Annotated in this window: 12 protein-coding genes; 9 read left to right on the forward strand and 3 right to left on the reverse strand. The window is 75.2% G+C overall.

Features of this window, described 5'->3' with window-relative positions; all coding sequences use genetic code 11:
• Positions 1 to 331 precede the first annotated feature (331 nt).
• From MXD62_RS33950 to MXD62_RS33965, 4 genes are all read left to right on the forward strand, one after another.
• Complete coding sequence (locus MXD62_RS33950) at positions 332 to 706, forward strand: MarR family winged helix-turn-helix transcriptional regulator (RefSeq protein WP_230202790.1); 375 nt, start codon at positions 332 to 334, stop codon at positions 704 to 706.
• Between the two features lie 132 nt (positions 707 to 838).
• The gene (locus tag MXD62_RS33955; protein ID WP_248833441.1) at positions 839 to 2,368 is read left to right on the forward strand and encodes a CapA family protein; all 1,530 of its coding nucleotides are present in this window, start codon (positions 839 to 841) and stop codon (positions 2,366 to 2,368) included.
• 239 nt (positions 2,369 to 2,607) lie between these two features.
• A complete protein-coding gene (locus MXD62_RS33960) occupies positions 2,608 to 3,135 on the forward strand; it encodes a DoxX family protein (protein ID WP_020463893.1) in 528 nt (175 codons plus the stop codon).
• Positions 3,136 to 3,240: 105 nt separating this feature from the next.
• The gene (locus MXD62_RS33965) at positions 3,241 to 3,870 is read left to right on the forward strand and encodes a phosphoribosyltransferase (RefSeq protein ID WP_248833442.1); all 630 of its coding nucleotides are present in this window, start codon (positions 3,241 to 3,243) and stop codon (positions 3,868 to 3,870) included.
• A 31-nt stretch (positions 3,871 to 3,901) separates the two neighbouring features.
• Here the strand turns inward: MXD62_RS33965 and MXD62_RS33970 are convergent, their stop codons facing one another.
• Positions 3,902 to 4,150 carry a DUF6158 family protein gene (locus tag MXD62_RS33970; protein WP_248833443.1) on the reverse strand — a complete coding sequence of 83 codons (249 nt, stop codon included), beginning with the start codon at positions 4,148 to 4,150 and terminating at the stop codon, positions 3,902 to 3,904.
• Positions 4,151 to 4,204: 54 nt separating this feature from the next.
• Positions 4,205 to 4,582, reverse strand: coding sequence for a hypothetical protein (locus MXD62_RS33975; protein WP_248833444.1), 378 nt, complete (start codon positions 4,580 to 4,582; stop codon positions 4,205 to 4,207).
• Positions 4,583 to 4,988: 406 nt separating this feature from the next.
• On the opposite strand from MXD62_RS33975, the gene MXD62_RS33980 reads away from it, so the two are divergent.
• On the forward strand, positions 4,989 to 7,331 hold the full coding sequence (locus tag MXD62_RS33980; RefSeq protein ID WP_248833445.1) for an Hsp70 family protein: 2,343 nt from the start codon (positions 4,989 to 4,991) through the stop codon (positions 7,329 to 7,331).
• Positions 7,332 to 7,448: 117 nt separating this feature from the next.
• On the forward strand, positions 7,449 to 7,958 hold the full coding sequence (gene mscL / locus MXD62_RS33985) for a large conductance mechanosensitive channel protein MscL (RefSeq protein WP_248833446.1): 510 nt from the start codon (positions 7,449 to 7,451) through the stop codon (positions 7,956 to 7,958).
• A gap of 141 nt (positions 7,959 to 8,099) precedes the next feature.
• Here mscL and MXD62_RS33990 read toward each other — a convergent pair whose 3' ends face one another.
• On the reverse strand, positions 8,100 to 8,570 hold the full coding sequence (locus MXD62_RS33990) for a hypothetical protein (protein ID WP_248833447.1): 471 nt from the start codon (positions 8,568 to 8,570) through the stop codon (positions 8,100 to 8,102).
• Positions 8,571 to 9,251: 681 nt separating this feature from the next.
• On the opposite strand from MXD62_RS33990, the gene MXD62_RS33995 reads away from it, so the two are divergent.
• Genes MXD62_RS33995 through MXD62_RS34005 form a run of 3 tightly spaced genes read left to right on the forward strand, consistent with a single transcriptional unit; the run spans position 9,252 to position 14,514 of the window.
• The gene (locus MXD62_RS33995) at positions 9,252 to 10,154 is read left to right on the forward strand and encodes an ABC transporter ATP-binding protein (RefSeq protein WP_368862493.1); all 903 of its coding nucleotides are present in this window, start codon (positions 9,252 to 9,254) and stop codon (positions 10,152 to 10,154) included.
• A complete protein-coding gene (locus MXD62_RS34000) occupies positions 10,151 to 11,878 on the forward strand; it encodes a GAF domain-containing sensor histidine kinase (protein WP_248833449.1) in 1,728 nt (575 codons plus the stop codon). Before MXD62_RS33995 ends, MXD62_RS34000 begins: the two co-directional genes overlap by 4 nt.
• Entirely contained in the window at positions 11,878 to 14,514 is a 2,637-nt protein-coding gene (locus tag MXD62_RS34005; RefSeq protein WP_248833450.1) for an ABC transporter permease, read from the forward strand. Before MXD62_RS34000 ends, MXD62_RS34005 begins: the two co-directional genes overlap by 1 nt.
• The last annotated feature ends 28 nt before the right edge of the window (positions 14,515 to 14,542 follow it).

A 14,542-nucleotide genomic window follows, 5' to 3' on the forward strand; every position in this document is an offset into this window, starting at 1 on the left:
CGGGGGGTCGTCCTGGCTCGATTCCTCCGGCTTGCCGGCAACGGGCGTAGAGATGCGAGATGATGACCAACGCGAAGCCCTGCCGTCGCGCGCTCGAACGTCCCCGCCCTCCAGCCCGGAATGGAACGAAGCCCTGACCCCGCCCGCACGAACCGAGCATGTGACCATCGAAACCGGTGAGGACGCCGTGAACCAGCGATACCCGGGACCGAGACGGCCGGCCGAGGAGACCGACCCCGGCCGCGCGCGGCCCGTAGCAGACCTGTCGACACACCCCGGACAGCTTGCCCGCCGTCTGCAGCAGGTCACATATCAACTGTGGACCGCCACTGTGTCCACCGAGACAACCCCGCCACAGTTCGTGGTTCTCAACAGCCTGCTCGCCGACCCCGACATCGACCAGCGCACGCTGGGCGAACGGGCGTCGCTGGACCGCTCCACCGTCGCCGACGTGGTCGCGCGGCTGGTGCAGCGGGGGCTGATCCGCCGCGTGCGCGATCCCCGTGACGGCCGCCGCAACGTACTGCGGCTCACGCAGCGCGGCGAATCGACGCACAGCCACGTCGCTGGGCGGGTGGAGCGGATGAACGACCTCCTGCTCTCCCCGCTCTCGGCGGACGAACGCACCGCTCTGCTCTCCATGCTGACGCGGATCGTCGAGTCCGTGCCGGCGATCTCGGCGGCCGAGGGGAACGCCGCCGTCTGACAGCAGGATCGGCCTCACCACCGACAAGATCCGATCAGCACCGGATCCGGCTACTAAAAGTAGTGAGGCCGACACCCATCGCCTAGGTTGAGAGGGGTCCACCCCTCCGATCAGGCCCAGGCGATGGGAACGATGTCCCGCAGACGCTCCGCACGCGGCCCGCGCCGCGGCCCGCCTCGCCCGGCGGGCCGTTCCGGGCCGGCGGGAGCCGCGGAACGCCACGAGTCACCGCCGGCGGCGGGTCACAACGACCCGCCGCCGGCGCGGCACGACCCGCCGCAGGCGCGGCACGACCCGCCGCAGGCGCGGCTCCTGGTGGCGGCGGTCTGCGTCCTGGCGATGGCGGCGCTGGGCCTCGGGCTCTTCTCCGATGTCCTGACCCGGCACGTTCTGACCCTCGGCCCTGGCCGGGCCGGTGGCCCGCCGCCCGCAGGCAGCGCCGGGGGACCACCCACGCGGGGCGCCACGGCGGACGAGTCGGAACAGCCCCCCTGGGGCGCTGCGGCCGGTCAGCGGCCGGGGCCGGTGTGGCCACCGCGGGCCGGCAACCCGTCCGATGCCGGGGACACGACCGAGCTCACCCTGACCTTCAGCGGCGACCTGGTCCTCGACCCGTCCAGTGCCCGCGCGGCGCTGGCACCGCTCGGCAGCCTGTTGTCCTCCGCCGACCTCGCGATCTGCCGCGGGCCGGCTCCCACCGCCCACCCGGAGGTCATCGCCGAGGCCCTGCGGCAGGCGGGTTTCGGCGCGTGCGCCACCGCGTCCGGCCGGGCGGGCCGGCTGGGCGGTGCCGGGGTGCGCGGCCTGCTGGACGCCCTCGACGGCGCGGCGATCGACCACAGCGGCACGGCCCGCGAGCCGCTGGACGCCACCACCCTGTCGCTGCTGCCCGTGCGCGGCGCGCAGATCTCGCTGCTGTCCTACACCGAGGACGCCGGAACCGACCCCGCTCCCGGCTCACCCGGAGCGGACCCGCCCGGCTGGACGGTCAACGAGCTGGACCCGGCGCGGATCCTGCGGGACGCCGCCCGCGCCCGCCAGGCCGGCGCCGGCCTCGTCGTGGTCGCGCTGTCCTGGGCCCCCGACCAGGCCGAATCCGCGCGGAGCGCGTCGGCAGGAACAGCGCCGACGGGGACGGCGCCGACGCAGCGGCAGCGGATGACCGCGCGCGAACTGCTCCACTCCCCGCTCGTTGACCTGGTCGTGGGCACCGGCACCGGCACGGTGCTGCCGGTCGAACGCGTCGACGGCAAGTACGTCGCCTACGGGACGGGCTCGATCACCGTCCCGGCAGCGGGCGGCTCCAGCGGCGGTGCCGGTGGCGTCCCCGGCGGCGGCCCTGGCAGGAAAGCAGTCACCGAACCGGGCGTGGACGCCGCCGGGCGGGACCGGGAGCGGGACGGCGCGCTCCTGCACGCCCGGATACGGCGCACGGCGCTCGGCTGGATGGTCGTCGGTCTCACCTACAGCCCGACCTGGACAGGGCCGGACGGCGTCGTCCGCCCGGTAGCGGACGCCCTCGACGACCCGGGCACGTCCGAGGCGTCACGGGCCGAACTGACGATGTCCTGGCTGCGCACCGTGGCCGCGCTGACCTCGCTGGGGCAGGTCGACGGGGTCCGTCCGGAACGGGTGCCGCGCCAGCCCGGGGCCGGTGCCTGACGCCCGGTGCCGATCGACTTCCTCCGCATCCGGCCCGACATCGGAGTGAGCGGTTACTTTGGCCTCCAAGCTGTCGAATCTGGGCCGCGGTACCGCTACCGTCTGATCTCATCGTCCACCTGACCCACGACGGCGCCGGTTCCACAGGCACCCGACACCGGGCACCAACAACCGATCACCTACACCCGATGGTCCGAACCGGTCCGGACCGGCCGGTCCCCTCCTGGGAGGCAGTACCCGTGACCTCGCCCGACACCGCGGCGCTCATATTCAGAATCATCGTCGGCCTCACGCTGGTCGCCCACGGCTACAACCACGTCTTCGGGCCCGGCGGGATCCAGGGCACCGCGGGCTGGTTCTCGAGCATGGGCCTGCGGCCCGGCATCGTGCATGCCTGGACGTCCGGCCTGGTGGAGATCGCGGCCGGCTTCGGGCTCGCCTTCGGCTTCCTGAACTCGTTCAGCGCCGGTGCGATCATGGGGACGATGGTGGTCGCCGGGATCACCGCGCACCGCAAGAACGGCTTCTTCATCTTCAAGCCGGGCCAGGGCTACGAGTACGTGCTCATGATCGCGGTCCTGTGCCTGGGAATCGCCATCCTCGGCCCGGGCAAGGCCTCGCTCGACCACGCGATCGGGATCGACGACGACCTCAACGGCTGGGTGGGCGCGATCATCGCCCTCGTGCTGGGAGTCGGCGGCTCGGCTGGCCTCCTTGTGACCTCGTGGCGCCCGAACAAGCCGGCATCCACGACGCCGGCGTCCTGACCCGCGACCACCCGACCCGCGACCGCCGAGCGGGCCGCGCCACGGACCGGACGACGGATCGCACCATCCGGGTCATGGCGGGCACGGCGGGGTAGGCCCACCCACGTGTACCTGTTCGCCGACCGGCGCGAGGCCGGCGCGCTGCTGGCGGACCGGCTCGCCGACTCCGCCGCGGGCGTGCTCGTCCTGGGCCTGCCCCGGGGCGGCGTGCCGGTCGCCGCCGAGGTCGCGCGCCGGCTCGGCGCCGAACTGGACGCGCTGACCGTGCGCAAGCTCGGCGCGCCCGGCCAGCCCGAGTACGCCATCGGGGCGATCGCGACCGGTGGGATCCGCATCGTGAACGAGCCCGCGGTGCTCCGGCTCGGGCTGGCCCCCGGCGTCGTCGACGCCATCGCGGACAGCGAGGGGCACGAGCTCGCGCGCCGCGAGCACGCGTACCGCGGTGACCGGCCGCCACCCGCGGTCGCCGGCCGCGAGGTGATCGTCGTCGACGACGGCCTCGCGACCGGCGCGACCATGGTCGCGGCCGTGCGGGCGATGCGCTCGGCCGGCGCGGCGCGGGTGACCGCCGCCGTACCGGTCGCCTCGGGTCAGGGGGCGCAGACCCTGCGGCCAGAGGTCGACGCCCTCGTCTGCCTGGCCGTCCCCGACGGCTTCATGGCCGTCGGCCCGTACTACCGCGACTTCGGCGCCACCACGGACGACGAGGTCCGCGGGCTCCTCTCCCCCGCGTGACGCCTCCGGATCGCGGCGATGGTCGCGGTTACTAACCCGGGACGCCCGCGGCGCGGCGGCGGCCGGCCCGCGTCCGCCGCGGGTCCGGGCTGCCCGCGTCGGGGAACCGGCGCAGGTACTCGCGCTCCAGTTCCAGCATCCGCTGAGTGTGGGTCTCGAAGGCGTCCTCGCTCCCGGCCAGGAACGTGTCGTGCCTGGTCAGGTGCAGATGCCGTACTTCACGGACGAGGTCGGAGTCGGAGAGTTCGGGCGCGGGAATTCCCTCGGGGCGGTGGCTCATGAAGGACCACTACCCCGTGCGGACGCGTCTCCCACTCCCCGATGCGCTTCGCGCTCACGCCGGGGCACCACCGGGCAACAGGTCCGGCCCCGGCATCGGTGGGACGGGATCGGGCAGCGGGCTGGGCGGGACGGGATCCGGGTCGGGGGCGGGCGGCACCGGATCGGGCCCCGGGCCCGGCGGCACCGGGTCCGGGCCAGGGCCGGGCGGCACCGGGTCGGGAACCGGGCTGGGCGGGACGGGGTCGGGCCCCGGGCCGGGCGGCGTCACCGCGCGCCAGATCAACTCCGGACCCGCTGCCCCGGCACCATCCCCGGCACCACCCGTGGCGGCTCCGGCGGCGCCCCCTTGGGCTCCGCCCGCGGCTACGCCCCCGCCGTCATCCGGTCCGACGTCCACCCTGTTGATCAACCCCACGCTCCTGGTCCACATGGCCGGAACCTCCTCGTCTCCGCATGCCCCAGACCCGCTCGCCATGCGCCGGCGTCTGGTGATCTCTCTCGTCGCCTACCCGCGTCACCGCGGGGCACACCCCCGTGCGGCCGGTCCGTGACCGCGCGGCCACCCGTCGGCCACCGGTCAGCCACCCGTCGGCCACCGCGGCTTCCCCTCGGCCCGACCGGTCGCGCCATGACGTCGGACGGCCACGCCCAGCGGTCACGGACATCCCTGGTGGGACGCGCCCGGCGGCCCGTGGGCGGCCGTCGCTACGATTCCCGGGATGCTTCGGTCATCTCCGGACAACTCACCTTGATCAACAGGTCGGACGCCCGACCGGCGGTGAGGGATCGCCTCTGTCCGGTTACGTAGGCCTGCGACGTCGACGGGGAGGGTGCCGGTGGTGGAGCCGATCCTCGCGATCGACTACGGCACCTACAGCGCGTCCGCGGCGCTGGTCGTCGACGGCAAGGTGGCCACGGTCCGGGAACCCGCGAGCGGCGCCGCCGGCTGGCCGGCCTCCGTGTTCGCCGATGGTGAGGTGCTGGTGGTCGGCACTCTCGCCGAGCGCCGCAAGCGGATCTGGCCCGCGGCCTACCGCGGCGGGGTCAAACGTGACCTGACCAGGAACGCCGCCGTCACCCTGGACGGCCGCGCCCACCAGCCGGCCGCGCTGGTCACCGCGGTGCTGGCGGCGCTGCGCGTCGAGGCCGAGGTCCAGCTCGCCGGGGAGGCACTGCGCCGGGCGGTCGTGACCGTGCCGGCCAGCTACGACCCGGCCGGGCCGCTGCGGCGGACGATGATCCGGGCCGCCGAGGAGGCCGGCTTCGTCGACGTCGACCTGCTCGCCGAACCGGTCGCCGCAGCCTGGGCGCCGATGGGCCCCGCCGGCCCGCAGCCCGGCAACCTCGTCCTCGTCTACGACCTCGGCGGCGGGACGTTCGAGGCGGCCCTGGTGGTGGTCGGCGAGGACGGCCGCCACGAGCTGCTCGGGCACGCCAGCCTGCACGACTGCGGCGGGCGCGACTTCGACCAGCTGCTTTTCGACGAGATCCTCGGCCATTACGGGCCGGGCCTCGAACCGCTGCTCAACCCGACCGGCGTCGGCGAGGTGTTCCAGACCGCCGCCAGCCGGACCCGCCACGAGCTGCTCGACTTCGCCCGCGCGGTGAAGCACCAGCTCACGGATGTCGCCTTCGTCGAGGACGTCTTCAGCCCCGCCGGCCTGCTCGTCAGCCTGGAACGGGACCGGTTCGACAAGCTCGCCTCCCCGACCCTGGCCCGGACGATGGCCTGCTGCCAGCACCTGCTGGAGAGCACCGGCATCAGCCCGGAGCAGCTCGATGGCGTGCTGCCGGTCGGCGGCTCGTCGCGGATGCCGGTGGTCACCGAGATCCTCGCGGGCCGGCTCGGCGTCGGCACCGACTGGCCGCACCAGCACGTGTTCACCGCGCCGGAGCCGGACCAGGCCGTCGTGCTCGGCGCGGCCTCCTGGGCGGCGACGGTCTCGACCCGGCGCACCGTCGCCGCGCGGCCCGACCCGGTGGTGCGGCCGGCCCGCTGGGACATTCCCGGCGGGCGGGCCACGATGGTCCGCTGGCTGGTCGAACCCGGGGCCCGCTTCGACGCCGGGGCGGTGCTCGCCCGCGTCCGGCTGACCGACGGCGCGCTGTTCGACCTGGCCGCCGAGGGTCCGGGCAGCCTCGTGGAGACCCACGCCGAGCCGGGTTCGGCCGTGCGCGACGTCGACTGGCTGGCCACGACGCTGCCGTCCGGCCCCGCGCCGGCCGGCTCGGCCCGGCCCGCCGACCTGCGCGGATTCGAGCGCAGCAACCGACCGTCCCGCAACGTCGAGGTGACGACGCGGGTGACGCTGACCGGGCACGAACGCGACGTCACCTCCGCCGCGTTCTCCCCCGACGGCCGCCTGCTCGCCACCACCAGCAAGGACGGCACCCGGCTGTGGGACACGACCACCGGCCGCACCGTCGGGCGGCTGAGCGGGCGCAAGATCTCCGCCGTGCACGGCTGTGCGTTCTCCCCGGACGGCGACCTGCTCGCGACCACCGGCAGCGACAAGACCGCGCGGATCTGGGAGATCACGACCGAGCGGCTGGCCCTCACCCTGGCCGGCCACAAGGGCCCCGTCTACGGCTGCGCGTTCTCCCCGGACGGCCGCCTGCTCGCGACGGTCAGCACGGACCGCACGGTCAAACTGTGGGGGGTCTCGACCGGAACCAACATCGCCACGCTGACCGGGCACCGCGGCTCGGTGTACGGGTGCGCGTTCTCCCCGGACGGCCGGCTCCTCGTCACCGCGGGCGCCGAGTCGACCCTGCTCTGGGACGTCACGATCGGCGAGACGATCACGAGCCTGGCCGGGCACACCAACTTCGCGAACGGCTGCTCGTTCTCCCCCGACGGCCTGCTGCTGGCCACGACCAGCAACGACGGCACCCGCCTCACCGACACCCCGACCGGGACGACCACGCTCACCCTGCCCGGCTCGGCGCAGAGCTGCGCGTTCTCCCCGGACGGCGTCCTGCTGGCGACGGCGAGCACCGACGACACCGCCCGGCTGTGGGACGTCGCCACCGGGACGGCGGTGGCGACGCTGACCGGCCACAGCAGCACCGTCATGGCCTGCGCGTTCGCGCCGTACGGCCTGCTGCTGGCCACCACCAGCACGGACAAGACCGCCCGCCTGTGGGACATCACCTACACGCCGGACGCGGCGCGCTGACCGGGCCGCGGGCCCGGATCTCACGCATCCGATGACCTGGGGTTTTACTCACGATCATCCGGATATAGCCTCCCCTCGGCAGTTCTGGTCTTGATCCGAGGTTGTGGAGGAACAGGCGTGTTCGGGTGGCGGAAGGTCGTCAGTAGTGGTCGCGGTGTCGTCGAGCCCCCGACGCGGCTGATCACTCCGGGGCTGCGGGGCTTCAAGCAGTTCCTGATGCGGGGCAACATCGTCGACCTGGCCATCGCGGTGGTCGTCGGCACGGCGTTCACGGCCGTCGTCCAGTCGCTGGTGAAGAACATCTTCACGCCGTTGATCGCCGCTATCGGCGGCGAGCCGGACTTCTCCAGCCTGACGTTCACCATCAACGACAGCAAGTTCAGGTACGGGGCGTTCATCAACGATGTGATCGCGTTCATCGTTGTCGCGGCGGTGATCTACTTCGTGATCGTCCTGCCGCTCGCCAAGGCGAACGAGATGCGCCGACGCGGCGAGGAACCGGAGCCGCAGGAGGAGCCGGCGATCAGCGACGAGGCGAAGCTGCTCGCGGAGATCCGCGACCTGCTCGCGGCGAACAACAACCCCGCCGCCGCGCCGCTGGCCGGCCAGCCGCCGCAGTACGGCTGACGGACGGCGGCCGGACGGCCGACCCGCCGGGCTGGGCTCGCCGTGGGCCCAGCCCGGCGGCCTCAGACCCGGGGCTCCAGTCGCCGGTCCCTCGAACCCCGGGCGCCACGCGCCGGACGAGCGCCTCAGCCGAGGCGCCGGTCAGGCGTCGAAGCCGGGCTGGTCGCTCGGGCACTCCAGGTCGAGATCCGCGGCGACGGCGCTCGGGACGATGCCACAGCCGACCTCGTAGCTGCCGATCTGGATCAGCTCCCACCCCGAGTCGCCACGGCGCAGGACGCCCTCGGCCCGGTCGACCTCGTCCGTGACGGGCACGAGCTCGACCCAGGCCCAGCTCTGGTCGCTGCGGGCGAGGACGGTGCCCGTGACCCGGTAGCTCTCCGGCGGGACGGCGGATGTGAGGGCGCTGCTCCGGACCGCGTTCACGATCACCGACGACTCCTGCGCCGAGGGCACCACGGTGCCGGGCCCGCCGACGCTCGCCGTGACCACGCCGACCCGCTGCGCGGGCACCGGCGGCGCGACCGAGGTGGACCCCGACACCGCGAACGCCGTGCCGACCGTGACGGCGCCGGCGGCCACGACCGTGGCGGCGGTGACAGCGGGACGCACGGCACGCCGGTGGCCACCGGGGCGGGTGGACCGGCGCGGCGAGGCAGGACTGCGGTGGCGGGCCATGGGGTGCACGTACCCAGTCTGCGCAGATGAACCCGCCAAATCGAGCGAGTTACCGGTCAGGCTGCCGACAGACCACATCCCACCCACTGCACGCATATGATCACGTTGCGGTGCAAGGGATGCCAGTACCACCAGATGCGACATGCCACCTGGTGGACCGGGGTGAGGACACCATCCGGCCCACCGCCGCCCGACTCGGCGACGCGGCTCAGCGGCCTCGATGTCGGCACGATCCCGGTCGACACGGTCCCGGTCCGCACGGTCCCGGACGGTCCCGGTCTGCACGGTCCCGGTCGACATCGGACGGGTTCCAGGTGTGCATTCGTGGGTCTCCTGCTCCTCGGTCGGTCCGCACCGCCCGTGGCCGCGGCACATTCGCCTGGAATGCCGCGGGACGGGGCAGATGGTCGCGGTCACGATCCGGGAGCGGAGCATCGCGCGGCGAGCCTGGCACCCTGCGGGAACGGGTGAGGCCACCACCACCCGCACCGGCTGGGTGCCCGCCTACCGCGCGGCGCCGCCGTCAGGTGAAATGGTCAGTTCCCCGGGCCATCGGGGCAGCAGGGGCGGGGCGTCCGGATCACGGGGCGCGGGGTGTGAAGGAGCGCGGTTGCCGTGTCGGAATCGCCGGGATCGCCGGAGCCGTCCAGGTCGTCGGGGCCGTCAGAGTTGCCGGAGTTGCCGGGCACGGGCACGGGTTCGGGTTCGGGTTCGGGTTCGGGTTCGGAGGAGCCTGCCGTCCGGTTACGGTCGGTGTACCGCACCTTCGACGCCGAGACCGCCCCGGTGCACGCGCTGCGGGGCGCCAGCCTGACCGTGGCCCGCGGTGAGTTCGTCGCGGTGATGGGGCCGTCCGGCAGCGGCAAGTCGACTCTGCTGAACGTCGTCGCCGGGCTCGAGCGGGTCGACGACGGGTCGGTCACCGTCGCCGGCATCGCGCTGACCGCGCTGTCCGAGGCCGACCTCGCCCGGCTGCGCCGCCACCACGTCGGGATGGTGTTCCAGTTCTTCCACCTGCTCGAGGCGATGTCCGTGGCGGACAACGTCGTGCTGGCGGCCCGGCTGTCGGGGGCGGGCCGGCGCGCCGCCGTCCGGCGTGGGCATGACCTGCTCGACCTGCTCGGGCTGCTCGAGCGGGCCGACTCGATGCCGGGCACGCTCTCCGGAGGCCAGCGCCAGCGCCTGGCGATCGCCCGCGCGCTCGCGAACGAGCCGACCGTGCTGCTCGCCGACGAGCCGACCGGAGCACTCGACTCCGCCGGCGCCGCCGAGGTCCTCGATCTGTTCACCCGGCTGCACGAGCGCGGGCAGACCATCCTGATGGTCACCCACGACCCGCAGGTCGCGGCCGGCGCGCAGCGGATCGTCACCATGCGCGACGGTCGCGTCTCCGCCAGCACCAGCGCGAGCGGCGGTGCCGGTGCCGGCACAGGTGCGGCCGGCGGCGCCACGGTTGCGGGCGGCGCCGCGGTTGCGGGCGCCGGCGTCGGCCGTGGGCGGGCCGAGGTGTCGGCGTGACCCACCCGCGGCGCCAGCTCCTCACCGCGGCGGCCCTGGCCGGGGCCGCGGTGACCGCCGCGTGCGCCGCCCCACGGCTGCTCGGCGCCGGAACGCCGCCGTGGTCCGCCCCGCTGGCCGTGGACGCCATCCTGCTCACCGCCGGGGTGGCCGCCGGCTGGGCGCCCCGCGCGCGGCGCCGTTCCGAACGCGTTCTGACCGTCGCCGCCGACCTCGCCTGCCTCGCCGCGATCGCGGCGGTGGGCCTCGCGGGCGCGCTGGCCACCCTCGGGCACCGTCCGCCGGACGGCGGCGAGAGCTTCACCGGCCCGGTCCTGATCGCGGCCGCCCTCGCCGCCGTCCTGGCCGCCGGGGCGCGGGCCCGGACGGCGGCGCTCGTCCGGCACGCCGTGCGGGGCGCCCGGTACGCGCCCGACGACGTCCTGCGGACCTTCGGCGAGGACGCGAGCCGCGGTACCAGCCTGGACGAGGCGCTGGCCGGGCTGGGTGACGCCCTGCGGCGCAGCCTCTCCCTGCAACGGGTGGAGATCTGGACCGGCGCGGCCGGGCGCCTCACCGCCGCCGTCGTGACGCCGGAGAGCCCACCCGCGGCCGCTCCGGACGCCGGTGGGCAGGACGCCGGTAGGCCCGCCGCGGGCGGTTCCGGTGCCGCGGCCGGCGGGCCCGCCGAGGTCGGCTCGGCGATCGCCCTCACCGCCGGTGATCTCATCGTGCTCGCGCGGACCAGGGTGGCGGGGCCCGGGTGGCTGTCGCTGTGGGTCCCCCAGCTCGCCCGCCGGTACCTGGACACCCAGGTACGGGTCGTCCCCGCCCGCGCCGGCGGCGCCCTGCTCGGGATGCTCGTCGCCCAGCGGCCACCGGAGGCCCCCCGGTTCTCCGAGGCCGAGGACCGGATGCTCGCCGAGCTCGGGACACGGGTCGGCACCGTCCTGCACAACCGCCAGCTCGACGCCAACCTGCGCGACGCGCTCACCGACCTGCGGCACGCCAACGAAGAGCTGCGCGGCTCCAGGGCCCGCCTGGTCGCCACCGCGGACGCCGAGCGGCGCCGGATCGAGCGCGATCTCCACGACGGGGCGCAGCAGCAACTGGTCTCGCTCGCCGTCGGCCTCCGGCTGGTCCGCGACCTCATCTCGGACGGTGACTCGGACGGCAGCGGCTCGCACGGCAGCGGCTCGAACGACGGCGACTCGAACGACGGCGACGGGTCCGGGCCCGGCGCGCCGGAACGCGACGAGGACCTGGCCGCCGCCGACGAGCTGCTCACCGCCATGGCCGAGCAGGTGACCGAGACGATCACCGAGGTCCGCAACCTCGCGCACGGCATCTACCCGCCGCTGCTGCGGTCCTCGGGCCTGACCGAGGCGCTGCGGGCCGCCGGGCAGCGTTCCACGGTGGGCGTGACGGTGCGGGCCGACGACATCGGCCGCTACCCCCCGGACGTCGAGGCCGCCGTCTACTTCTGCTGCCTGGAGGCGCTGCAGAACGCGGCCAAGCACGCCCCCGGCAGCTCGGTGGAGGTGACACTCGGCGAGCGGGAGGGGTCGCTCACCTTCGCCGTGTGGGACGACGGCGCCGGCTTCGAACCGGAGAGCTCCGCGCGTGGCCACGGCATGACGAACATGGCGGACCGCATCGGCGCGATCGGCGGCACGCTGCGCTGGGAGTCGTCTCCCGGCTCCGGGACGGGCGTCATCGGCGTCGTGCCCGTGGGTGGCGGCTGATGGCCGTCCTCGGCGTGATCGGGATGATCGCGCGCAGTGAGCTGCGGCGGCGGTGGGCGGCACTGGTCGCCCTCGGCGTGCTCATCGGCATGGTCGTCGCCGTGGTCACCGGGACGGCGGCGCTCGTCCGGCGCACCGCCACGGCGCACGACCGACTCGAGCGCGCCTCCTCGGTCGCGGACCTCCAGGTGAGCTACTTCAGCGACGATCCGGAGCTGGCCCGCAGGGTGGCCGCCATCCCGGGGGTCGCGCAGGCGTGGGCGGGCGTCGGGATGGTCGGGCGGCTGGAGGACCAGCCGTCGCTGGCCTACATCGGCATCATCGGCGGCCCGGCCGATCACCGCGGCCTGTACGAGCCCGTGGTGGTCCGTGGTCACGGGTATGACCCGGCCGCGCCGGACGAGGCCGTCCTCGACGAGCGGGCGGCCGCCCGGTGGGGGGTGGGCGTCGGCGACACGCTGCGGCTGCGGCTGCTGACGCCGTCGGACTTCCTCAGCTTCGACACCGGTTTCGGCACCCCGGGCGGGCCCGTCCTGAAACTGACGATCACCGGCCTGACCAGGATGGCCGGCGAGAACGCCCGGCAGATGCCGCTGGCCGTCAGCCCAGCGCTGGCAAGCCGGCTCGATCCCGTCTCCACCGCGGTCATGCTGCGGCTCGAGCCCGGCCCGCGGACCGTCGCGGCCGTCAGCACGGCGCTGCGGCGGCTGGGAGACGGCCTGGCGCGCGACCCGCTGGCCGGGGAGTTCCCCGCGCTGCAGGTGTCCCGGCCGGCGACCGACGGTGACGCCCGCATCGCCGCGACCCAGCGCGTCCTCGTCACCGGGCTGGTCGTCTTCGCCGCCGTCGTCGGCGTCGCCGGCCTCGCCGCCGCCGGGCAGGCGTTCTACCGGCACCACGCGGCGAGCGCGCACGCCCAGCGCATCGAGGCGGTGCTCGGCCTGACCGGGCTGGGCCGCGCCGGCGCGCGGACGCTGGCGGCGCTGCCCGCCGCCGGGCTGGCCGGGGTGACCGCCGCCGCGGGCCCCCTCATCGCGGGCCTGCTGGAACCGCTCGGGCCACTCGCCGGAGTGGAGCCCCACCCGGGCTACGCGCCGCACGTCGCGCTGGTGTGCGGCGCCGGAGCGGCGGGCCTGCTCATCACCCTCCTGCTCGCCGGCGGCACCGCGGCCCGAACCGGACGTCGCCCGGCCGACCCGGGACCCCTCGTGCCCCGCCTGGGCATGGCCGCCCTGGCGGCCGGGGCCTTCGGGCCGGCGGCCCGGTTCGGCTCGTCTGCCCTGTCACCCCTGCCGGCCGTGTCGTCCCTGTCACCGGTCGGCTCGGCGGCGGCACCGGCGGCGACGGGCCAGGGTGGGGCCGGATCCCCGCTGGCCCGCGGCGCGGCCTGCATGCGCGGCCCGGTCTGGCTGTGGATCGGAACCGCGTTCGCGCTCGGGCGCCGCCGGGACCGCTCGCCGGCCACCCGCCGGCCCGCCGTCGCGGGCGCGGCCATCGGGGTGACCGGGCTGGTCGCCGCCGCGACGATCGCCGCCGGCATGAACCGCCTGGTCGACGAGCCGCAGCGGTACGGATGGAACGCGGATCTGGAGATCACCGACGCGCGCCCGGAGATCGTCAACCGGCTCGCGGCCGACCCCCGGGTCGCCGCCGTCAGCATGCTCGACGCCTCGACCGCGACCATCGAGGTCGACGCCGAGGGCCGGGCGTTGCGGGCGCCGGACCCCATACAGGGCGACGGCCCGGGCGACGCCGGCCCCGGGGCGATCGGGCGGGGGGACACCAGCCCCGGCGAGGACGTCGCCGTCTATTCCCTCGCACCGAAGGCGACCACGCGCGCCGGCCCGGTGACGTCCACCGGGGCGGTGGGATGGACGATCTTCGAGGGTGCGGCGCCGCGGGGCCTGAACGAGGTCGTCCTCGGCCCGCGGGCCGCCCAGCGGTTCGACCTCGGGGTGGGCAGCACGGTGAGCGTGGCGGCGAACGACGGCGGGCACGCCGTGCTCACCGTCGTCGGCATCGGGGTCGGCCCCGTCCCCGGCGGGGAGCGGCTCGGCGAGAGCATGCTCGTCGAGCCGGCCACGCTCGCCCGGGTCCAGCGGACGCAGCCGCTGCGCAGCGCGCTCGTCCGCGCCGTCGACCCGGTGAACCCGGTGAACCTCGCCGCCGCGCTGGGCACCGAGTACGAGCTGGACGTCGGCCGCCCGCCGACCGAGATCGCCAACCTGGGCGGCATCGGCCGGCTCCCGGCCCTGCTCCAGACCGTGCTCGCCGCGCTGGCCGTGGCCGCCGCGGGCCACGCCGCCGGAACCACCTGGCGGCGCCGCCACGGCGAGCTCGCGATCCTGCGCACCCTCGGCTTCACACCGTCCCAGACGGCCCGCATCCCGCTGACCACCTCGTGTGTGAGCGCGGCGCTGGCCGTCGCCGTCGGCCTGCCGGCCGGAATGCTGATCGGACGTCTGGTCTGGTGGGAGATCGCGACCGCGACCGGGGTGTCCGCCGACCTGGCGATCCCGGTACGGATGCTGGCCGTGCTCCCGCCGGCCGCGATCGCCGTCGGCCTGCTCGTCGCCGCCCTGCCCGCCTGGCGCGCGTGGCGGCTGCTGCCGGGGGCCGTCCTGCGCGGGGAGTGACTCCCCCGCACGGGCCGGCCCCGTATCG

This window comes from Frankia sp. Mgl5 (assembly GCF_023242985.1).
Taxonomy (GTDB): Bacteria; Actinomycetota; Actinomycetes; order Frankiales; family Frankiaceae; genus Parafrankia; species Parafrankia soli.

What these genes read in the sequence shown, in the direction of transcription:
- MXD62_RS33955 (WP_248833441.1), top strand. Translation starts at nt 839, where the DNA reads ATGTCCCGCAGACGCTCCGCACGCGGCCCGCGCCGCGGCCCGCCTCGC.
- MXD62_RS33970 (WP_248833443.1), bottom strand. Translation starts at nt 4,150, where the DNA reads ATGAGCCACCGCCCCGAGGGAATTCCCGCGCCCGAACTCTCCGACTCC.
- MXD62_RS33975 (WP_248833444.1), bottom strand. Translation starts at nt 4,582, where the DNA reads ATGTGGACCAGGAGCGTGGGGTTGATCAACAGGGTGGACGTCGGACCG.
- MXD62_RS34005 (WP_248833450.1), top strand. Translation starts at nt 11,878, where the DNA reads ATGGCCGTCCTCGGCGTGATCGGGATGATCGCGCGCAGTGAGCTGCGG.